Raw genomic sequence first — 19,008 nt, 5'->3', positions numbered from 1 at the left:
GCCGACTCAGGCGACCAACAGGCCCGGGGAATGACGGGGGTGGGGGTTTCCGTCGTGACCGCCCGGCAGGCGGAGCCTGAGACAGGAGCGGGTGGCGGCGGCCGGCGTGAGACGTACGCGCAGGAGCCCGCTCTCCTCGTCCGGCGTGCCGGGCGGGGACCCGTCCTCGGCACCGGGAATGTGGGAGGGCCCGCTTTCCAGGTCCGCTCCGCCCGACAGCACGGCGTAGTCCATTCCCGCCACCCGAAGGCGGCGGGCCACGCCGCGGCAGGGCGTCAGAAGGCCGGTGGACAGCCAGGCGAGGTGGCCCGCGAGCAGCGACTCGGCCACGGTGCGCAGGACCGTGACCGCGCACAGGCTGTGGGCGCAGGCGAGGCCGGTCAGCGTGATCTCCGGCAGACCGAAACGCCGCAGGCCGCGCGAGGTCGTGACGAGGCACGAGCAGCTCCCGTCGATATCGGCTCCCACAGGTGCGGCAGCGCCGAGGCCGCAGGCGTGTTCCTCGCCGGCGCACGAGACCCGCCAGCCCAGCCAGTCGTCGCCGAGGCGGAAGTCACGCCGCTCCCCCGGGCACTCGGCGCAGTGGTAGACGGCCGCTCCCGTGAGCGGGTCGTACAACCCGCCGTGGTAGGCCTCCGCGACCCCGCGCGCGGCCGCCCGTGCGACCTGGGCGGCCTCGGGTTGTTCCTCCACGGGGGCGATGCTCGTCACCACCACGTGATGACGGGCCCGTCTCACCCGTCTGAGGTCCTCGGCGTCCAGGTCCATCCGCCGCCATGGGGACCGCGCCGACCGGAACACCTCCAGCGTCAGCCGGGGCGTGCCGAGCGCGTCCCTGGCGGCGCGCCGGTGGGACGGCCCCATCCGCCAGGGGACGATCGACGAGAGATCGGTCGGCGTGCGGTCCGTGACGACGACGAAGACCGACGAGGTCTGCGCGGGCACGGGATAGGTGATTCGCATGGCTCCTCCTCCGCGACGTGCTGCACCTGCAACCGCCGAAGCGGCCGCGGGAAGTGCGGCAGGAGCAGGCGGCCTCGCACCTACCGCTCCTCGCACTTCCGCAGGGCCACAGCCTGCGCGAATCCGCCGTCGCCCGTCCCACCCGAACGCCGCTCTGTGGACAGCCGGCGAACAGAACGGGCGAATCTCCGCGCCACATCGCCCTGGTCCACAGGTCGCCGGTCAACGGGCCTGCCCGGCGACCACCTAATCGACCTTGCCGAAGATCAGGAGCCGATGGGACTCCAGGGTTCCTTCCGGCAGGTCGGCCGGCGCGAACCACCGCGCTTCCAGGATCTCCTTGGGGTCGATCTTCATCGTGCCGCCCGCGAACTCGGCCTCGTACGCCACCTCGACCCGCAGCCGGTAGCCGCTCTTGAGCTGGACGAGCTCACCGACACGCACCTTCAAGCCGGTCTCTTCGCGCACCTCCCGGACGACCGTCTCCTGGAACGTCTCCCCCTTGACGGCACAGCCGGTGGGCAGCCCCCACTGCCTGCCTTCCGGCCACAACCGATGCCGGAGCAACAGCACCCGCCCGTCTCCGTCGCGAACGATCCCCGTGACGCCGACCATGAACTTCGCCTGCGAAAGCCACAGCAGTCGCCACTGCACCGAACCGCCGATGCTCCGCCACAGCCGGGCGACCAGATCGTTCACGTTGAATCCCTTCGTCCACGGTGACCCCAGCAGTGAGAAGGACATCATCACAGGCCGGGCCGCCGACGCCGGGTCACTTCCTGCCAGAGGGACGCCCACTGTCCGGCGGTCAGGTCCTTGGGCAGCGCGTGCGGCGTCACCCGCGCGTCACGCGCCCAGGAGCGTACGGCCTGGCGGTCCAGGCTCCCCGTGCGTTCGAGGATCTCCGTGAGGCCGCGACCGCGCCCGGTGAAGACCCGGCGCACGAGATCCTGGTACGGGCCTCGCTCGGCGACGAGGGGTACGGCTCTGCGCGTCATGGTGAGCAGGCCGCCGTCGACCGAGGGGGCGGGCCGGAACGAGCGGGCCGGCACCCGCGCATGCACCTCGAACGCGTACCACGGCCACCAGGCGGCGGTCAGCATGCTGGCGCCGCCCACGCCGGCCCGCCGCCGGGCGACCTCCCACTGGACCAGCAGCACCGCCGTCCTCCAGTCGGACGCCGCGAGGAGCCGCCGCATGATCGAGGTCGTGAGATGGAACGGCAGGTTTCCGGCGACCACGTGAGGATGCCGGGGAAACCGGAACCGCAGGATGTCGGCGTTGACGACGGTGACGTTCGCGGGAACGCGCCGGGCCAGCCGGCGTGCCCGCCCGGAATCGACCTCGACCGCCGTCACCGGCCTGCCGTACCGGCTCAGGGGAAGCGTCAGCGCCCCGTCCCCCGCGCCGACCTCGACGATCGGGCCGGCCGTCCCGGCGACAAGTCTCCCGATGTGGGCGATGACCGTGCGGTCGACGAGGAAGTTCTGGCCGAGCTCGTGCCGTCCGCTCTGATGAACCATGGAAGTGCTCCGCGAGTGCGCGATCGGAGCCGGGCAGCGCGAAGCGCCGCACCGGCGAGGACACCGATGGCGGCGGAGCCGTACAAGAGGAAGGATCCGCCGCTACGAGCGGCGGATCCTCGTGAAGCATGCGAAGCAGCACATGGGCGTCACCCTAGCGAGCACGACGGGAGGAGCCGCAAACCGTTTTTCGCGCGTGTCCTCTGCGCCACTCTCGCGGGAGCCACCGCCCTACTGCGGCCCGCCCTCACTCCAGGTCATGTCGATGCGCTGCCCGATGAGCTCGTATCCGGCGCGGAGGAACGCCCGGGCCATCGGGACGTTCCCGACGTCGGTGGCGGCGCGGACTCGCGGGACGCCCTGCCCGGCGAGGATGCGCGTCCCCTCGGCCAGCAGGTCGTCGATGTAGCCCTTGCCGCGGTGGGCGGGCACGACCCCGATGTACGCGATCATCGCGTTGTATTCGTTGCGCGCGGGGATGACGAATCCCACCGGTTCGCCCTCGGGTGATGTGCCGATCCGCCACCACTCCCGTGGGCTCCGATAGTGGGCGAGCTCGTCGTCGTAGTGCTGGGCCGCGGCCCGCGCGGCGGGCATGCGGGCGAGGTCGGCGCGGCTGTGGGCGTCGAGCGTGCCGTCGAGGACGAGAGTCATCAGGGCGACCAGTTCCTCCCTGCCGGCCACGGGCCGGAAGGAAAGCCGCCTGCCCGGCGGCGCGATGGGAGTGCCTGGACGCCACTCCAGCCGCAGCCGTTCGACGAGCAGCCGGGCGCCGGCCCGCTCCAGCACGGCCATGCGGTCCTCGACGGCAGGCCTCGCCTTCGCGTCGTCACGCCACCGCGGGGGGACGAACGCGTTGTATTCCGGCGGACGTACTCCGACCGGCAGCACCGCGGCGCTCGCGGTTTCGAACAACCGGACCCCGGCGTCGACGCTCGCCGGTCCGGGCGTGGTGTCGTCGAGGTCGAGGATGTCCAGCAGCGCCGGCGCCTCGCCCGCACGCGGAGCCCACCAGGCCAGCCTGGCGACGAGACGGTCGCCGCGCAGCGCCATCCACATCCACTCAGGCCGCCGGCGGCCGGCGGCGAGGTCGTCGTCCAGCTCGCCGTTCAGCACGTAGGGCAGGCGGCGGAAAAGGTCGAGTTCCTCACGCCCTGCGATGGGGCGCATGATCATGTTTTCGGGGTTCACTGCACTTCCTCAGGTGAGGCGTGCCCGCTCACGCCCAGGGGTCAGCGTGCGGCCGTACCCCGGGAAGGAACCGGCACGACGTTCTTGGCACACATCGGCTCGTCCCTCCTCTCGTCGTCGTGGGTCTGTCTGCACCTGTTCTATCGGACGCGCCGCTCGGCCGGCCAACCCTTTTCCGCCGCGGGACCGGCCGGACGGTGGCCCTCCGGCTCCTCCCCCGAGCGCCGCCGGGGCGCCGCCAGAGCGGCCAGCGCGGTGGTCACGGGGACGGCCGCGATGAGTCCCAGCGTGCCGACGATGCTGCGGATGATCTCCTGCGCGAGGACGGGATTGCGCAGCACGTCTCCGAGCGGCTGATCGCCGACGCTGAACAGCAACAGCAGGGGCAGCGCGGCTCCGGCGTACGCGAGGACGATCGTGTTGATCACGGAGGCGATGTGGGCCCGGCCGACGCGGGCGGCGGCGCGGTAGAGGCGCCCGAAGGTGTAGCCGGGGTTGGCCACGGCCAGCTCCCCCACGGTGGCGGCCTGGGTCACGGTGACGTCGTCGAGGACGCCGAGCGCGCCGATGATGATTCCCGCGAGCAGCAGGCCCTGCCCGTTGATCCGGTAGTTGCTGTCGAGCAGGAACGAACTGTCGTCGGTGACCCCCGCGAGGTGCGCGACGTCGATGGCGAACGCGGACAGCAGACCGGTGAGGGTGAGGCTGACCAGCGTGCCCAGCACCGCCATCGAGGTCGCGATCGTGAAACCGTGGGTGAGGTAGAGGACCGCCAGCATGATCGCGGCGGAGCCCACGATCGCCACCAGGGCCGGTGGCTCACCGGCGAGGATCGCGGGGACGACGAAGGTCAGCAGCAGGACGAAGGTCACGGCCAGCCCGATCAGCGCGGTCAGTCCGCGCCAGCGCCCGAAGGCGACCACCGCGAGGGCGAACGCGGCGACGAACAGCCACAGCGGAGCGGACCGGTCGTGGTCCGACAGCAGATACTCGGGTGCGTCGAGCGCGCCGTCCGGCATATGGACCAGCACGACGTCCTCACCCACCGCGAACCGCTGCGCGCCGGGACCGGTGGGCAGATCGGTGGTGACGGTCCGGCCCTCCTCGGGCCCACCGGTGATCGTGACGCGGGCGTCCCCGCAGGCATCGGAGCCCGGGGCCGCGGCCGGTCCGGCCGCCCGCTCGTCCGGTGCGGCGGGGCACGGCTCGGGGACGATGTCGACGATCGTCCCGCTGACCTGCCGGAGCGAGGACGAGGACGGACCGGATGGCCGGCCGTCGCCCGGCCACAGCCATATCAGGGCGGCCACCGTCACCAGAGCGACGGGAACGACGACGGCCAGCGTCGCCAGCACGGTCCGGCGGGAAACGGGCAGGGCGGTCGTGCCGTGACTGTGATTGGCGCCCATCTGGACGTACGTCTCCTCGCATCAGGGTCGTGCCGCACCGATGCTAGGGCAGCGGGCAGGCTCGCCCGGCTGGGGCGCGGTGTCCCGAGGGAGGCGGCCGGGGCCTGCTCCCGGTGGGACCTGCCCGCACCGGGAGCCTGTCGCCGTCCGGCGGCTGTCCGCCGGAGGCGCCGCCCGGCGCCGGCCGGGCGGCCCCTGTGTCCGGCCCTACCGGGCCGTGGTGGGGACGTCCGAGGTCACTTGCAGTTGCCCCAGGTCAGGCGGCCACCGCTCGCGATCTCTCCGTCGACGCGCGTGTCGGCGACCGTGCCGTAGTACTTCACACACTTGCCCTTGGCGTTCAGCTTCACCGGACCGGCGTAGTACTTGTACTTCTTCAGGTGGTCGATCTTCTCGACCGTCCTCCCGTTGGGCAGCCGCACCATGAGCTGGGCGGAGGTCCTGGTGGGCGTGCCGACGTACGCCGACTTGATGGTGACGACGCAGTTCTGTCCCGTCGAGCGGTTGTAGAGCAGGTAGACGCGCCCGAAGACCTGCCCCGAAGGGGTCTTCACCGCCCGGCTGCCGTCGTGAGCCACCCGGCCGAAGCCGGAGCCGCACACCCCCTCGGGGGTGTAGCCGGCGGAGATCGCGTATGCCGGGTTGGCGACGAGCCCTCCGACGGCCAGCGCCGCTGCGACGACGACCGTACTCGCGGACCTGCGCATACGTTGTCCTTTCCCAACCGCCGCCCTCCGTCCGGGCGGCGTCCTGTCGATCATCCTTGCGGATCATCAACCAAAAGATGACCGAAACAGTCAATTTGGGCAAGACGGATCACATGCGGACGCCATTCGGCTCGCCGCCAGGCCGCAGGAGGGTCTGACGGAGCATCACCCGTCGCTCACCGGTCCGGCGGCTGAAACATTCAGCCCGGAACGCCCTCATCGGCCCCTGAAGAGGCGAACGGCGGGGCTCTTCCACCGAAGGCTTGACCCTGCCCGCGTCGACCGTTGACGCTTCCTCCGGCGGCGCACGACCAAAGAGAACAAGCCGCTCTCGCATGTGGGGCCACACTGACGGCGGTCTTCGCGGCTGCTCCTGTTAACGCGCACATGACGGAGGTCGAATGCTCGGCAGAGGAAGCAGCCATCGCCAGGCGACACAGCGCACGCGGGTCCGAAGCGGAATCCGGACGCACGGCTCGCGTGTGCGCGCCCGCATGCGCACGGTCGTCGCGTGCTCCGTGGCCGCCCTCACCGGAGTGATCGGCACGGTGTCCCACCAGGCCGTGGCCGGGGCGGCCGCCGCCGGTTGCCGGGTCGACTACACCGTCACGTCGCAGTGGTCCGGCGGGTTCACCACCGCCGTCACCGTGACGAACCTCGGCGACCCCGTCTCCGGCTGGAAGCTGGCGTGGTCCTTCACCTCGGGTCAGACGGTCACTCAGGCGTGGAACGCCACCGTCACCCAGAGCGGGGCCCAGGTCACCGCGGTCGACGCCGGATACAACGCGGCCCTCGCCACCGGCGGCTCCGCCGCGTTCGGCTTCAACGGCTCCTGGAACAACTCCGCCAACCCCCCGCCCCCATCGTTCACGCTCAACGGCACCCCCTGCACGGGCTCCGCGACCTCCACGCCGAGCCCCTCCGCCAGCCCCTCCGCGAGCCCTTCCGCCAGCCCTTCCGCGAGCCGGACACCGAGCCCCACCCCCACTCCGACCCCGCCCGGCGGCGACGGCAGCCCGGCCGACCCCCGCATCACCTACGTCGGGCGGTGGGACACCGGATCGAGCACCGGCTACGTGCCGAACTGGACGGGCGCCTACTTCGTGACCGCGTTCACCGGGACCACGGTGAAGATCAAACAGCGGGACGCCGTCAACATGTACGTCAGCATCGACGGGGGCGCGGACGTGTTCTACGCCGGCGTCAGGGGCACCGTGAACCTGACCCCGACCCCGCTGCCCGCCGGCACGCACACGCTGCGCGTGTCCTACCGCTCAGGGGACACCATCTTTCAGGGGCTGGTGCTCGATCCGGGGGCGACCACCGCGGACCCGCACCCGTCCACCAAGCTCATCGAGTTCGTCGGCGACTCCATCACCGCCGGATACCTCGATTCGAAGCTCGCGCTGTCCGCGTACGGCTGGGTCCTGGGCGAGAGGCTCCACGTCCGGCACACCCAGATCGCCCGCGCCGGCTACTGCCTGGTCGCGCAGGAGGGGTGTGTCGGGCAGAGCACACAGTATTTCAAGCTCGGGAGCACGGGCACCACGGACTGGGACTTCTCCCGCTACACCGCCGACGCCGTGGTGATCAACCTCGGCACCAACGACATCGGCCATCACGTCACCGGCTCCACCTTCCAAGCGGCCTACACCTCCTTCCTGAGTGCCATCCGAGCGAAGTACCCGAAAGCGGCCCTGTTCGCGATGGAGACGTTCAAGCAGCGCTACGTCGCCGAGACCAAGGCGGCGGTGGCGGCTCGCAACGCCTCCGGCGACGCCAACGTCTACTACATCGACACCGAGGGCTGGCTGACCCCGGGTGTCGATTACGCCGACGGCGACGGGCACCCCAGCGACGCCGGACATATCAAGATCGCCAACCGTCTCGCCCCCGTCATCGCACCCAAGATCGGTGTTTCCGTCCCCTAGCGGAGGCCGTCCGTGCCCTACCCCACGAGAGGGGCGCTTCGCTCCTCGCTCGCCGCCACACTGGCCGCGGCCCTCGCCGCGATCTCGATCACACTGCCTCACCGTGCACACGCCGCCACCGGCGACGGCTCGCCGACCGATCCCAACATCTCCTTCACCGGGCGGTGGGACACCACCGACCCCACCGCATACACGCCGCACTGGGCCGGCGCCTACGTCACCACCGGCTTCACCGGCACCACCGTCAAGCTCAAGCAGCGCAACACCATCGACCTGTACGCCAGCATCGACGGAGGGCCGTACACCTACTACACGAACGTCAGCGGCACGGTGAACCTGACCCCGACCCCACTGAGGGCCGGCACCCACACCCTGCGCGTGTCCTATCGAGTCGTGGCAGGGTCCTATCACGGCGACGCCGTCTTCCGGGGGCTCGTCCTCGATCCCGGCGCCGGTACGGTCGCCCCGCCGGTTCCGCGCAAGCTCATCGAGTTCGTCGGCGACTCGATCACCGTGGGTACGACGACTTCGAAGAACGCGCTCACCGCGTACGGCTGGCTCATCGGCGAGCGGTTGAGCGCGCGGCACACCCAGATCGCCCAGGGAGGCGCCTGTCTGGTCGCCACCGCCGACGGCTGTGTCGGTCTGGAGAAGCAGTTCGTCAAGCTCGACCCCAACACGCCCACCCCCGACTGGGACTTCTCCCGATACACCGCCGACGCCGTGGTGATCAATCTGGGCACCAACGACTCCGGCCATGGGGTTCACACACCGGAGTTCCAGACCTCCTACACCAACCTTCTCCGGCAGGTGCGGGCGAAATACCCCAAGGCAGCCATCTTCGCGCTCGAGACCTTCAGCAAACGGTTCGCCGCCCAGACCCAGGCCGCGGTCAAGACTCTCAACGACGGCGGCGACGCCAACGTGTACTACGTCAACACCGAGGGATGGCTGACCAGCGCGGACCTCAGCGACTCCGTGCATCCCAACGACGCCGGTCATCAAGCGATCGCCGACCGCCTGACCCCGATCATCTCCGCCAAGCTCGGCGGGGCCCCCTCGCCGTCGCCCAGTCCGTCGCCCAGTCCGTCGCCCAGTCCGTCACCCAGTCCGTCCCCTACTCCGTCCCCCACTCCGTCGCCCAGTCCGACTCCCACCCCCACGCCGACACCGACCACGGCGGGAAGTTGCACGGTGACCTACAGCGTCACCAACCAGTGGCAGGGCGGTTTCCAGGGCGATGTGACGATCGGGAACACCGGCAGCGCGGCGGTCGGCGGCTGGAGGCTGACCTGGTCCTTCCCCGATGGGCAGCAGATCAGCCAGGCGTGGAACGGCGCCTACAGTCAAAGCGGCAGCACCGTGACCGTAACCGACGCCGGCTGGAACGCCACCATCCCGGCCGGCGGCACGGCGGCGTTCGGCTTCATCGCCAGCCAGTCCGGCGCGAACGGCGAGCCGACCGCCTTCGCCCTCAACGGCATGCCCTGCGCCGTCCGCTGACCGCGACCGGCCCGGGCCGCGGCGGCGCCTGGCCAGGGAGCCGGGCAGCGACGGTCAGGCCGCGCCGTCAGGCCGCGCCGTCAGGCCCGTGACGCGAAGACGGCCTCCGCGAGCGCCCGCGCGGCCAGGGCGGGACGGGCGCCGGGCCGGGTGACGGCGTGGGCGAGCACGCCGTCGATGAGCACGAGGAGCTGGTCGGCGCCCGCGTCGGGAGCGGGGTGCCCGTGGCGGGTCAGCTCCGCCGCCATCAGCCGATGCAGTCCCTCCTTGAAGGCCCGCACCTCCGCGTGCGCCGGATGTCCGGGGTCGGTGAGCGTGAGCTCGGCCGCGGTGTAACGGCACCCCCGGAACGAGGGCTGCGAGGTGATGGCGTCGAGCTCGTCGAACACGGCCAGCACCCGCTCGCGCGGGTCGTCCCCGGCCTCGTCCATGACCTGGCGGTAGCGGTCCAGTCCGCCGTCGCTGCGCAGCACCTCGGCCACGAGGCCGTCCTTGCCGCCGAAGTGCTGGTAGAGCGAGCGTCTCGCGACATCGGCCTGCTTGAGGATCGCGTCGACGCCCACCTGAACGCCCTGGCTGTAGGTGAGCTCCCTGGCGGCGTCGAGCAGCCGCTCGCGGGGGCCGGGTCTCGTCGTCACGTGACGATTCTGGCACGTGCTTGACAGTAGATCAATCGGTCTATCTAATTGGGCGGCATATACCGATCGTTCTATCTATCTCGGGAGTGCCAATGGGCCGCGCGGGGACTCTCCCTACCGTGCTGACCGGCGTCTTCGTCGCCATCCTCGATTTCTTCATCGTCAACGTGGCGATCCCCACCATGCAGCGGGACCTGCGCGCCGGGCCGGCCGCGATCGAATGGATGGTCGCCGGATACGCCCTGGCGTACGGCTCGGGGCTGGTCCTGGGCGGACGCCTCGGCGACGTGTTCGGCCGGCGCCGGATGTTCGCCCTCGGCCTCGCCCTGTTCACGCTCGCGTCGGTCGCCTGCGGGCTGGCCCCCGACGCGGGTTCGCTGGTGGCCGCCCGCGTCGTCCAGGGGGCCGCGGCCGCCGTCCTCGCCCCACAGGTGCTCGCCATCATCCGCACCGAGTACAGCGGCGCCGCCCAGGCCAGAGCCGTCAACGCGTACGCGCTGACCATGGGGCTGGCGGCGGTGTTCGGCCAGCTGGCCGGGGGCCTGCTCATCCAGGCCGACCTGTTCGGGCTCGGCTGGCGGGCCTGCTTCCTGATCAACCTGCCGATCGGCGCCGCCGCTCTCGCGGCGACCTGGCGGGTGATCCCGGAGAGCCGCGCGGCCGGTGCCGTACGGCTCGACCTCGGCGGGGCCGCCCTGGTCACGCTCGCGCTGGCGGCCACGCTGCTGCCGCTGATCGAGGGCCGTGAGCAGGGGTGGCCGGTGTGGACCTGGATCTCGTTCGCCCTGGCCGTCGCACTGCTGCTGGCCTACGCCCGGCGGCGGCACGACTCACCGCTCATCGACCTCGCCCTGTTCCGCGAGCGCGCCGTCACGGCGGGGCTGCTCACCAACCTCGCGTTCTCGATGGGCATGGCGGCGTACTTCTTGATCTTCGCCGTGTACTCCCAGGAGGGCCGGGGCCTGGACGCCCTGCACGCCGGTCTGGTCTTCACGCCGATCGGTGCGGGCTACCTCGCGGCGTCATTGCTGGCACCGCGCCTGGCCGCGCGCTTCGGCCGCCAGATCATCGCGTTCGGCGGCCTGACCAGGGCGGTCAGCCTGGCCGTCCTGCTGGTCGCGGTCGCGGGGAACGCGCCGATCGGCTGGCTGGTGCCCGTGCTGGCCGTCGACGGGGCCGGCATGGGGCTGGTGCTGTCTCCCATCATGGGCACCGTCCTGTCGAGGGTCGCCCCGCACCACGCCGGCGGCGCCGCGGGCGCCCTCACCACCGCCCAGCAGGTCGGCGGCGCGCTGGGCGTCGGCATCATCGGCATCGTCTTCTACGGCGCCCTGTCCGGCGGCGTCACCGTGGCGTTCCAGCACGGGCTCGTCTACCTCATCGTCATCACCCTGGCCATCGCCGCTCTCGTCCAGTGGCTCCCGCGTGCCAGGGCCACGGCCTGACCACCGCACGTCCTGGGCCGCCGGACCCATTGGCGGTGTGTCAGGGGAAATCTCAGGGTGATCCCGGACGACACGGTGATCGATCTGGCTAGAGTTACGAAGCATTGATCGCGAAGCGGGCGACTACGACGGCTCCGGCTTCCGGGTCGGTCAATAACCCGATCCCGCTCGACGGGCGGGGCAAGTGCGTAAGCCTTCGACGAGGTCCGGCAGTATCTGAGCAGCACAACGAGCTTTCAGGAGTAAGGGTGGCCGGTTCGGAACGGAAATTCAGCCACTTCGCCAACACGCGGCACAGAAACTGGACGATCATCGGAGTCGCCGATTCGCCGGATGACGCGAATGTGCGGTCGGTCGAGATCTTCCAGGGCCCGGACGGCAACGAACCGCGGCTGGTGCTTGCCCCCGAGGAAGTGCCCCAATTCGTCGCGGGCCTCATCGCCACGGTCATGCCCGGCGACCTGACAGCGGAAGCAGACTGAGCGACGTCATCGGGGCCCCCGCTGATGGACGACCGCCTGCCGGTCACCGGGCACGTAGTGCACCTCCGCCTCGGAGTCGGCGCAGCCGCAGGGCCGGCCCGCCCCATGGAGCGAGTGGAGAACTAGTCCGCGGTCAGCGGAGGAGCCTTCCTGGCGGAACCGCGATAGGTCTCGGGGTCGTACCGGCGTTCGCTGTCGTCCAGCTTGGCGTTCGCGGCCTCGGCGAGGTCGATCCCCAGTGCGTCGGCCAGCCTGACCAGGTACAACGTCACGTCCCCGAGCTCGGCCCGGACCCTGCGCAGGGCGTCCTCGTCGAGGTCGCGCGACTCCTCGGCCGTCAGCCACTGGAACTCGGCGACCAGTTCCCCCGCCTCTCCGGCGAGGGCCATCGCCAGGTTCTTGGGCGTGTGGAACTTCTCCCAGTCCCGGGCGCGTACGAACTCGCGCAGCCGGGCGGCCAGGTGCTCCAGTTCACCGCTCACGGCACCCGACCCTACTCGTGCGGCCGTACCGCGCCGTGGGTGAGGCCGTCGGCCACCAGCCTGGCCAGGTCGTCGCCGAGCACCGCCGCCTCGCGCAGGGCCGACCGGAAACCTGCCAGACGCCGGAACGCCGCGCCGTATCTGCGTTGCTCCTCCATCGGCAGCAGCGGCAGCTCCGCACGCCGTACATCCACCCGATAACGCGAGGACATCGAGGTGTAGTGGCGGACGTTGACGGACGCGCAGAGGAAACCGGCGAGGAAGTCGGGGTCGAGCACCTCGGGATCCGGCCGCAGCAGGGACAGGTAGGGGCCGAGCAGGGCGTCGCCCTTCGTCAGCACCCGCGCGACCGGGGCGGTCACGACCTGCGGCACCACGACGTCGCCGGGCCGCGTCACGATCGGCCTCGCCCCGGCGTGCTCGGAGGATCCCGTCGCGGGCCGGTCTTCGAGCACGTCCTCGACGGTGAGCACGGGCGTCCCCAGAGGAGGCTCCTCCCCCGGCCGGGCCGGCGTCTGCTGCTCCACGACGAGCATGCCGCGCCGCACCAGCTCGGGCAGCGGGACGAGGGCGAGCTCGTCCGGTGGTGCCGCCGCGACGGACGGCAGCAGCCCGGCGACGGTCCCGAACAGCTCGGCGAGCCGCGAACGTGCTCCGGCGATCCGCTCCGGTGACAGGCCGTCGGCGGCCGTGGACAGGTAACGGGCGGGGGTGAGGTCCACGTCCTCGTCGAGCAGATCGACGAGCGGGACCGACCTGCTGACGCCCGGCTCGTCCAGCTCGCACCCCGCGCCGAACTCCCGCCATGCCGCGACGGCCACCCCGGCGTAGTCGTCCGGCCTGCCGGAGGTGTCGACCATCAGCACATGGCTCGGCGTGCCGCCCTCGGACGGCTGGCACAGGATCCACAGCGTCAGGCCGACCGCCACGTTGGGCACCGCGCCCTGCGGGAGCGTGATGACCGCGCGCAACGCGCCGCGCCGCAGCAGCTGGGACCTGATCCGGCGGCCCGACCTGCGGCTGGCGACGGCCGGGGGCATGAGGAGCACGGCCACTCCTCCCGGCGCCAGGTGGGCGAGCGCGTGCTGCACCCAGGCCAGCTCGGGCTCCACGCGCGGTGGCAGGCCGTACTCCCACCGGGGGTCGGCCGTCAGCTCCTCGTAGCCCCAGTTGCGGTCGTTGAACGGCGGGTTGCACACCACCGCGTCCGCCAGCTCGCCGGGGAAGGCGTCCGCGCGCAGGGAGTCTCCCGGTCTGATCCGCGCGTTGTCGCAGCGCAGCGCGAGCCGTACGGCGGTGAGCCGGGCGGCCACCGGATCGACGTCCTGGCCGAGCAGCCGGGCCCCGGGCGAGCGCTCGAGCGCCCGGCCGAGGATGCGGCCCGAGCCGCAGGCCGGGTCGAGCATGGAGCCGAACCCGTCGCCCACGAGGTCGAGCGTGAGCGTGACGATCTCGGCGGGAGTGGAGTAGACGCGCCGGGTGTGCACCTCGAAGTACCGCTCACGCAGGAACTCGAAGGTGTCGCGGACGCCGCGTTCCACGGCCAGCCGGGCGATGGAGCGGACCAGCGGCACCCTGGTCACCGGGACGGACTCGGGGAACGCCTCCGCGCTCACGGTCTTCGCGCACGTCGCGCGCACCCGGGCCGGAAGTCCCCGCGCCACCTCCTCGTCGGTCCCGGCCGAGAGCCCGCGCCAGTCGTCCGCCTCGTGCTGCACGTACACCAGGAAGGCCCCGAGGTCGGCGATCAGGTCGGCGAGGTCGTCGTCGTCGACGGTGGTCCGCAGGTCCTGCCAGAGCCACTCGTCCGGAGGGAGGTCCCTGCCCTCGGCGTGGCCGCGCAGCCACTCCCGGATCTCCGCGAGTGAGAACGCCGGACTGGTGGACGTGCCTCCCACGGGCTCGGGGAAGTCGTCGTGCCTGCGCCGCCAGTTGCTGACCGCCGCACGTCCCACGCCGGCCAAGCGGGCGATGTCCGCCGCGGTGACGTGTACGTCTCGCCGCACGACGCTCCGCCTTCCGCCAGTTCTTCGATCAGACCGGACCATATCCGATGGCTCGGACATGGGCAACGTCGCACCAAGGGCTGGTTGATTGTGTCAACACATGCTCTAATGGACGCCAGAAGTCGGCATGGAAGGGAGCAAGGATCGTGAGCACCCCCATAACTCGCCTCAGGTCACTTCGCCGCGGCCGCGCGATCCATCTCCTGGACATCGAGAACCTGACCGGATCCCCCCTTCCGACCACCCCCGACGTACGGCAGGTGATGAGCGCCTACCAGCGCACGGTGCCGGTCGGGCCGCTGGACCAGTTCATCGTGGCGGTCAACCACAACGCGCTCGTCTCCGTGGGGATCGCGCTGCGCGGGGTGCAGTTGCTGGCCCGTTCGGGACCGGACGGCGCCGACCGCGCCCTCGACGAGGCGGCCCGCACGACCCGGGTGGACCTGCGGTTCGAGCGGGCGGTGATCGGGTCGGGCGACGGCTACTTCGCCGACCTGGCCCTCTGGCTGGCGGGCTGCGGCCTGCACGTCACCGTCGTCTCCCAGCGCACCTGCCTGAGCTGGCGGCTCTACACCGCGGTCCCCGACACCGTCACCTTCGAACTGCCCGTCCCCCAGGCCGCTTGAGGCCTACCCTCGCCGGAGCGGCGTGGGCACGCCGAAGCTGCTGCGGTCGCCCGGCGTCGGCCCCGCGGAGGTGCTGCGGGCGGCCGGTGTGGAGGTCCGGCTGGACCGGCCGGACGTGGCACGCCGCGGACCTCGTCCGCGGCGCGGCCTGACCGCTCAGACCTCCGCGACGGCCAGGGAGCGGCCCGGCAACTCGAGCACGTCGCCGGCCAGGCGGGCGGACTCGTCGGAGGCGAGCAGGAGCCGCGACGCGGCCAGCCGTACGGGCACCGGGCCTTCGGCGAAGTTGGCGGCGATCCGCAGCGCACCGCGTTCGATCACCACGACGCGCCGGTCCTCGTCCACTTCGACCCGCACCCGGTCCAGGCGGGGATCGGTGAGATCGGGATGAGACTTGCGGAGCGCGATGAGGTCGCGATACCAGCCCAGCAGCGAGGCGTGCTCGTCCTTGGCCGTCTCCTCCCAGTCGAGCTTGGAGCGCAGGAAGGTCGTCTCCTCGCCCGGTTCTGGGGCCTTCCAGTCGTAGCCGAAGCCCTCGAACTCCTTCCTGCGCCGTTCGCCCTCGCCCTCCGCGAGGTGCGGCTCGAAGTGGTCGGTGAAGAAGTAGAACGGGGTGGTCGCCCCCCACTCCTCGCCCATGAACAGCATCGGGGTGAACGGCGAGGTCAGCAGCAGCCCGGAGGCGAGGCGGAGCTGCTCGGGCCGCATGCGGTCGCCCTCGGGCCGGTTGCCGATCTGGTCGTGGTTCTGCGCGCAGCAGACGAAGCGGTGGCCGGGAATCCCGGTCGCCGGTCGGCCATGCGAGCGCCCCCGGAACGACGAGTAGGTGCCGTCGTGGAAATAGCCGGATGTCAGCACCTTGGCCAGGGACGACAGGGTGGCGAAGTCGCCGTAGTAGGCGTTGGTCTCCCCCGTGACGTTCGCGTGGATGGCGTGGTGGACGTCGTCGTTCCAGCTCGCGTGCATGCCGAGCCCGCCGGCCTCGCGCGGGGTGACCATGCGGGGGTCGTTGAGGTCCGACTCGGCGATGAGCGTCAGCGGCCGGCCCACGGCGGCGGACAGCGCGTCGACCTCGGCCGACAGCTCCTCCAGAAGGTGGACGGCGCGCTTGTCGTGCAGGGCGTGCACGGCGTCGAGGCGCAGCCCGTCGATGTGGTAGTCGCGCAGCCACTGCAGGGCGTTCTCGATGAAGTAGCGCCGCACCCCGTCCGAGCCGGGCCCGTCGAGGTTGACCGCGTCGCCCCAGTAGGACCCCTTGGCGTCGTGGAAGTAGGGCCCGAACTTGGCCAGGTAGTTGCCCGAAGGACCGAGGTGGTTGTAGACGACGTCGAGGATGACGCCGACACCGGCCCGGTGGCAGGCGTCCACCAGGCTCTTGAGCCCGTCCGGCCCGCCGTACTCCTCGAAGACCGCGTAGAGGTCCACGCCGTCGTAGCCCCAGTTGCGCTTTCCCGGCACGGGCGGCACCGGCATGATCTCGACGAAGTCGACCCCGAGGCCGACCAGGTGGTCGAGCCGGTCGGCCACTCCCCGGAAGGTGCCTTCGGGCGAGAACGTGCCGACGTGCAGCTCGTAGATCACCCCGCCGCGCAGGTCGCGGCCGTGCCAGTCCTGGTCCGTCCAGGCGAACCTGTCGTGGTGGTAGACGCGGCTCGGGCCGTTCACCCCGTACGGCTGCCGCCGCGTCCGGGGGTCGGGGAACGGCCCGTCGCCGTCCACGAAGAAGGCGTAGTCGAGGTCGTGCTCGTCGCCGGGGGCGGTCCACCGGCCGCCCGCGCCCCGCGACATCTCATGCCGGGCGCCCCCGTGCTCGACCTCGACCCGCGCCGCCTCGGGCGCCCACACCTCGAACATGCGCATATCCCCCTATCGGACGAAGCCGTCAGCCTTCGAGAATCGCGACCGGATACGCGGACAGCAGGTCGGCCATCCGCACCTCACCCTCGTGCTCGGCGCCGGTGAGCAGGTCGCGCCAGCGCCCCTGCGGCAGGGTGATCGTGTCGCTCCCCCATCCGCCCCTGCGCTCCAGCCCGACGGGCAACCGGGTCGCGACCACGACGGCGGCGGTCCCGTGCCCGGGGACGCCCCGCGTGAACGCGACCGCGTGCTCCCCCGCCTCGATCGGCGCGTACGGCGCCTCGGGGTCGAGCCGCTGCCGCAGGCCGAGCGCGGCGGCGGTGACACGGATCTTCTGGCCGTCCCAGCTGTCGTCGGGCTCGGCCAGCAGCCGGCGGCGCCGCTCGAAGTCCACCGGCCGGCGGTTGTCCGGGTCGACCAGCGAGAAGTCGGTGATCTCGTTGCCCTGGTAGACGTCCGGGATGCCCGGCATGAGGAGCTGGACGGCCTTCTGCCCCAGCGAGTTGACGCGGGCATACCGGTCCACGACCTCGGTGAACGAGGCGACCGAGTAGCCGCAGGCGTCGATGGCCCGCCGGGCGAAGTCCCTGATCCCCTCCTCGTACGCCGGGTCGGGGTTCAGCCAGGAGATCGACGTCTTGGCCTCGCGCGCCGCCTTGAGCAGGTAGTCGGTGAAGCGGTCGAGGGGGATCGGCCAGGCCGCCGTCAGCGACTGCCAGGCGAGGTAGTCGAGCTTGGGGTCGAACGACACGGCCGCCGCCCAGGAGCCGACGGCCATCGCCCACTCCTCGGGCAGCTCCGACAGCACCGCGAGACGGGCGCGCACGTCCTCCGACCGCTTCGTGTCGTGGGTGGACAGGGTGGTCATCGTCCGCGGCGGCAGCCCGGCGCAGAACTCGTGGAACTCGGCGGGCGACACTCCGAACCTGTCGGGCTCCCCGCCCACCTCGTTGAGGCAGGCCAGCGGATACCACCGGTAGAGCGCGGTGTCCTCGACGCCCTTGGCCATGACCGGCCCGCAGGTCTGCTGGAAGCGGGTGACCGCCTCGGGCGGGCCGTACAGGACGAGGTTGGCGGCCTTGGCCACCATGTCGGGGTCGGTCCTGGTGGCCGCCCGCCCGGCCGCCTCCTGGACGATCGCCTCGGAGTCGGCGGGCGGCTGCTCGCCCGGGTTCACGTACGCCCGGTAGACGGGCATCGCGGCCAGCAGCTCCACGACGGCCTCGCGCAGCTCCGGGTCGCCGAGATCGTCGGTCAGCCGGTCGACCTCTCCCCCGAAGAACAGGTCGATGACGTACTTCTTGGAGTCGTGCCGCACGGTCTCGTAGTCGTCGCGTACGCCGGTGTGGCGGCCGAACGTCTCGATCAGCGCGTCGCGGCCGGCCGGGTCGACGAACAGCCGGGTGATCATGTTGAGCGCGTCGTATCCGGTGGTGCCGTCGCACGGCCAGTCGGCGGGCAGTCGCTCACCGTCGATGAGGATCTTCTCCACCCACAGGGGACCGGGCACGTGCGGGCGCAGCCGCCGGAGGTAGCCGCGAGGGTCGGCCAGGCCGTCCGGGTGGTCGACGCGCAGCCCGTGGAGCACGGCTTCCTCGATGAGGCGGAAGGTCACGGCGTGGGTGGCCTCGAAGATCTCGGGGTCCTCCACGCGCAGGCCCATCAGCGACGACACGTCGAAGAACCGCCGGTAGCCGGGGCTCTCCCGCCAGTGGGCCAGCCGGTAGTGCTGGGCCTCCAGCAGTTCCGGCAGCGGCAGGTGCTCGGTGCCGGGCCTGATCGGGAACGCGTGGTCGTGGTAGCGCAGCACCCGACCGTCCACGCGGAGCGCCTCGTCGGCGTCGTCGCCGAGCAGCGGCAGGGTGACCGGCCACTGGAAGTCGAACCATCGGGAGGCCGGCGACCCCGGGCCGTCCCGCAGCGCCGCCCACAGCTGGGCGTTGTCCGACTCCGGCACCGGCACGGTCATGTGGTTGGGCACGATGTCGGAGACCAGCGGCATGCCCTTGGCCGCCAGCGCCCGGAGGCCCTCCTCACCGCCGAACTCCTCGCGTACGCGGCCGTGGTCGGTCACGTCGTACCCGTGCTGGGACTCCCTGCACGCCTGGAGGATCGGCGACAGGTAGAGGTGGCCCACCCCCAGGTCACGGAGGTATCCGACGAGGCTCGCGGCCTGGGCGAATCCGAAGTCAGGCGTCAGCTGCACCCGATAGGTAGAAGTCACCGAACCGCCTTTCGCAGCGCG

General features: G+C 71.4%; 16 protein-coding genes. 5 read left to right on the top strand and 11 right to left on the bottom strand.

Annotation, left to right across the window (positions count from 1 at the left end; genetic code table 11):
• Window positions 1-6 precede the first annotated feature (6 nt).
• The 6 genes from FH610_RS18875 to FH610_RS18850 all read right to left on the bottom strand — a co-directional run bounded on the left by FH610_RS18875 (window position 7) and on the right by FH610_RS18850 (window position 5,793).
• Window positions 7-963 (bottom strand): hypothetical protein, encoded by a 957-nt coding sequence (locus tag FH610_RS18875; protein ID WP_139575833.1) that lies wholly within the window; start codon window positions 961-963, stop codon window positions 7-9.
• A gap of 246 nt (window positions 964-1,209) precedes the next feature.
• Window positions 1,210-1,662 carry an NUDIX domain-containing protein gene (locus FH610_RS18870; RefSeq protein WP_139575832.1) on the bottom strand — a complete coding sequence of 151 codons (453 nt, stop codon included), beginning with the start codon at window positions 1,660-1,662 and terminating at the stop codon, window positions 1,210-1,212.
• A gap of 47 nt (window positions 1,663-1,709) precedes the next feature.
• Window positions 1,710-2,486, bottom strand: coding sequence for a 23S ribosomal RNA methyltransferase Erm (gene erm / locus FH610_RS18865; protein ID WP_139575831.1), 777 nt, complete (start codon window positions 2,484-2,486; stop codon window positions 1,710-1,712).
• Window positions 2,487-2,717: 231 nt separating this feature from the next.
• A complete protein-coding gene (locus FH610_RS18860; protein WP_240809053.1) occupies window positions 2,718-3,677 on the bottom strand; it encodes a GNAT family N-acetyltransferase in 960 nt (319 codons plus the stop codon).
• Window positions 3,678-3,817: 140 nt separating this feature from the next.
• Window positions 3,818-5,086, bottom strand: a complete 1,269-nt coding sequence (locus FH610_RS18855; RefSeq protein ID WP_139575830.1) for a YibE/F family protein — start codon at window positions 5,084-5,086, stop codon at window positions 3,818-3,820.
• Window positions 5,087-5,322: 236 nt separating this feature from the next.
• Window positions 5,323-5,793, bottom strand: coding sequence for a hypothetical protein (locus FH610_RS18850; RefSeq protein WP_139575829.1), 471 nt, complete (start codon window positions 5,791-5,793; stop codon window positions 5,323-5,325).
• Window positions 5,794-6,287: 494 nt separating this feature from the next.
• On the opposite strand from FH610_RS18850, the gene FH610_RS18845 reads away from it, so the two are divergent.
• Window positions 6,288-7,724, top strand: a complete 1,437-nt coding sequence (locus FH610_RS18845; RefSeq protein ID WP_139575828.1) for a cellulose binding domain-containing protein — start codon at window positions 6,288-6,290, stop codon at window positions 7,722-7,724.
• Between the two features lie 12 nt (window positions 7,725-7,736).
• Window positions 7,737-9,227 carry a cellulose binding domain-containing protein gene (locus tag FH610_RS18840; protein WP_139575827.1) on the top strand — a complete coding sequence of 497 codons (1,491 nt, stop codon included), beginning with the start codon at window positions 7,737-7,739 and terminating at the stop codon, window positions 9,225-9,227.
• Window positions 9,228-9,307: 80 nt separating this feature from the next.
• Here the strand turns inward: FH610_RS18840 and FH610_RS18835 are convergent, their stop codons facing one another.
• On the bottom strand, window positions 9,308-9,865 hold the full coding sequence (locus FH610_RS18835) for a TetR/AcrR family transcriptional regulator (protein ID WP_139575826.1): 558 nt from the start codon (window positions 9,863-9,865) through the stop codon (window positions 9,308-9,310).
• A gap of 119 nt (window positions 9,866-9,984) precedes the next feature.
• Here FH610_RS18835 and FH610_RS18830 point away from each other — a divergent pair, with 119 nt between their 5' ends.
• The gene (locus FH610_RS18830) at window positions 9,985-11,310 is read left to right on the top strand and encodes an MFS transporter (RefSeq protein ID WP_205825881.1); all 1,326 of its coding nucleotides are present in this window, start codon (window positions 9,985-9,987) and stop codon (window positions 11,308-11,310) included.
• Window positions 11,311-11,558: 248 nt separating this feature from the next.
• Window positions 11,559-11,792: a hypothetical protein gene (locus FH610_RS18825; RefSeq protein ID WP_139575824.1), complete on the top strand. Its 234-nt coding sequence runs from the start codon at window positions 11,559-11,561 to the stop codon at window positions 11,790-11,792.
• A 122-nt stretch (window positions 11,793-11,914) separates the two neighbouring features.
• Here the strand turns inward: FH610_RS18825 and FH610_RS18820 are convergent, their stop codons facing one another.
• Together FH610_RS18820 and FH610_RS18815 are read right to left on the bottom strand one after the other, a co-directional pair.
• Window positions 11,915-12,274, bottom strand: coding sequence for a nucleotide pyrophosphohydrolase (locus tag FH610_RS18820; RefSeq protein ID WP_205825880.1), 360 nt, complete (start codon window positions 12,272-12,274; stop codon window positions 11,915-11,917).
• 11 nt (window positions 12,275-12,285) lie between these two features.
• Entirely contained in the window at window positions 12,286-14,280 is a 1,995-nt protein-coding gene (locus FH610_RS18815) for an N-6 DNA methylase (protein ID WP_240809052.1), read from the bottom strand.
• 146 nt (window positions 14,281-14,426) lie between these two features.
• On the opposite strand from FH610_RS18815, the gene FH610_RS18810 reads away from it, so the two are divergent.
• Window positions 14,427-14,906, top strand: coding sequence for a hypothetical protein (locus tag FH610_RS18810; protein ID WP_139575822.1), 480 nt, complete (start codon window positions 14,427-14,429; stop codon window positions 14,904-14,906).
• Between the two features lie 156 nt (window positions 14,907-15,062).
• Here FH610_RS18810 and treZ read toward each other — a convergent pair whose 3' ends face one another.
• Window positions 15,063-16,760 (bottom strand): malto-oligosyltrehalose trehalohydrolase, encoded by a 1,698-nt coding sequence (treZ, locus tag FH610_RS18805; protein ID WP_139575821.1) that lies wholly within the window; start codon window positions 16,758-16,760, stop codon window positions 15,063-15,065.
• A 28-nt stretch (window positions 16,761-16,788) separates the two neighbouring features.
• Entirely contained in the window at window positions 16,789-18,987 is a 2,199-nt protein-coding gene (gene treY, locus FH610_RS18800; RefSeq protein ID WP_139575820.1) for a malto-oligosyltrehalose synthase, read from the bottom strand.
• Between the last annotated feature and the right edge of the window lie 21 nt (window positions 18,988-19,008).

The organism is Microbispora catharanthi, from assembly GCF_006334915.2.
Lineage (GTDB): Bacteria > Actinomycetota > Actinomycetes > Streptosporangiales > Streptosporangiaceae > Microbispora > Microbispora catharanthi.
The sequence above is the reverse complement of the archived record's forward strand: the minus strand, read 5'-3'. Positions and strand labels throughout refer to the sequence as shown.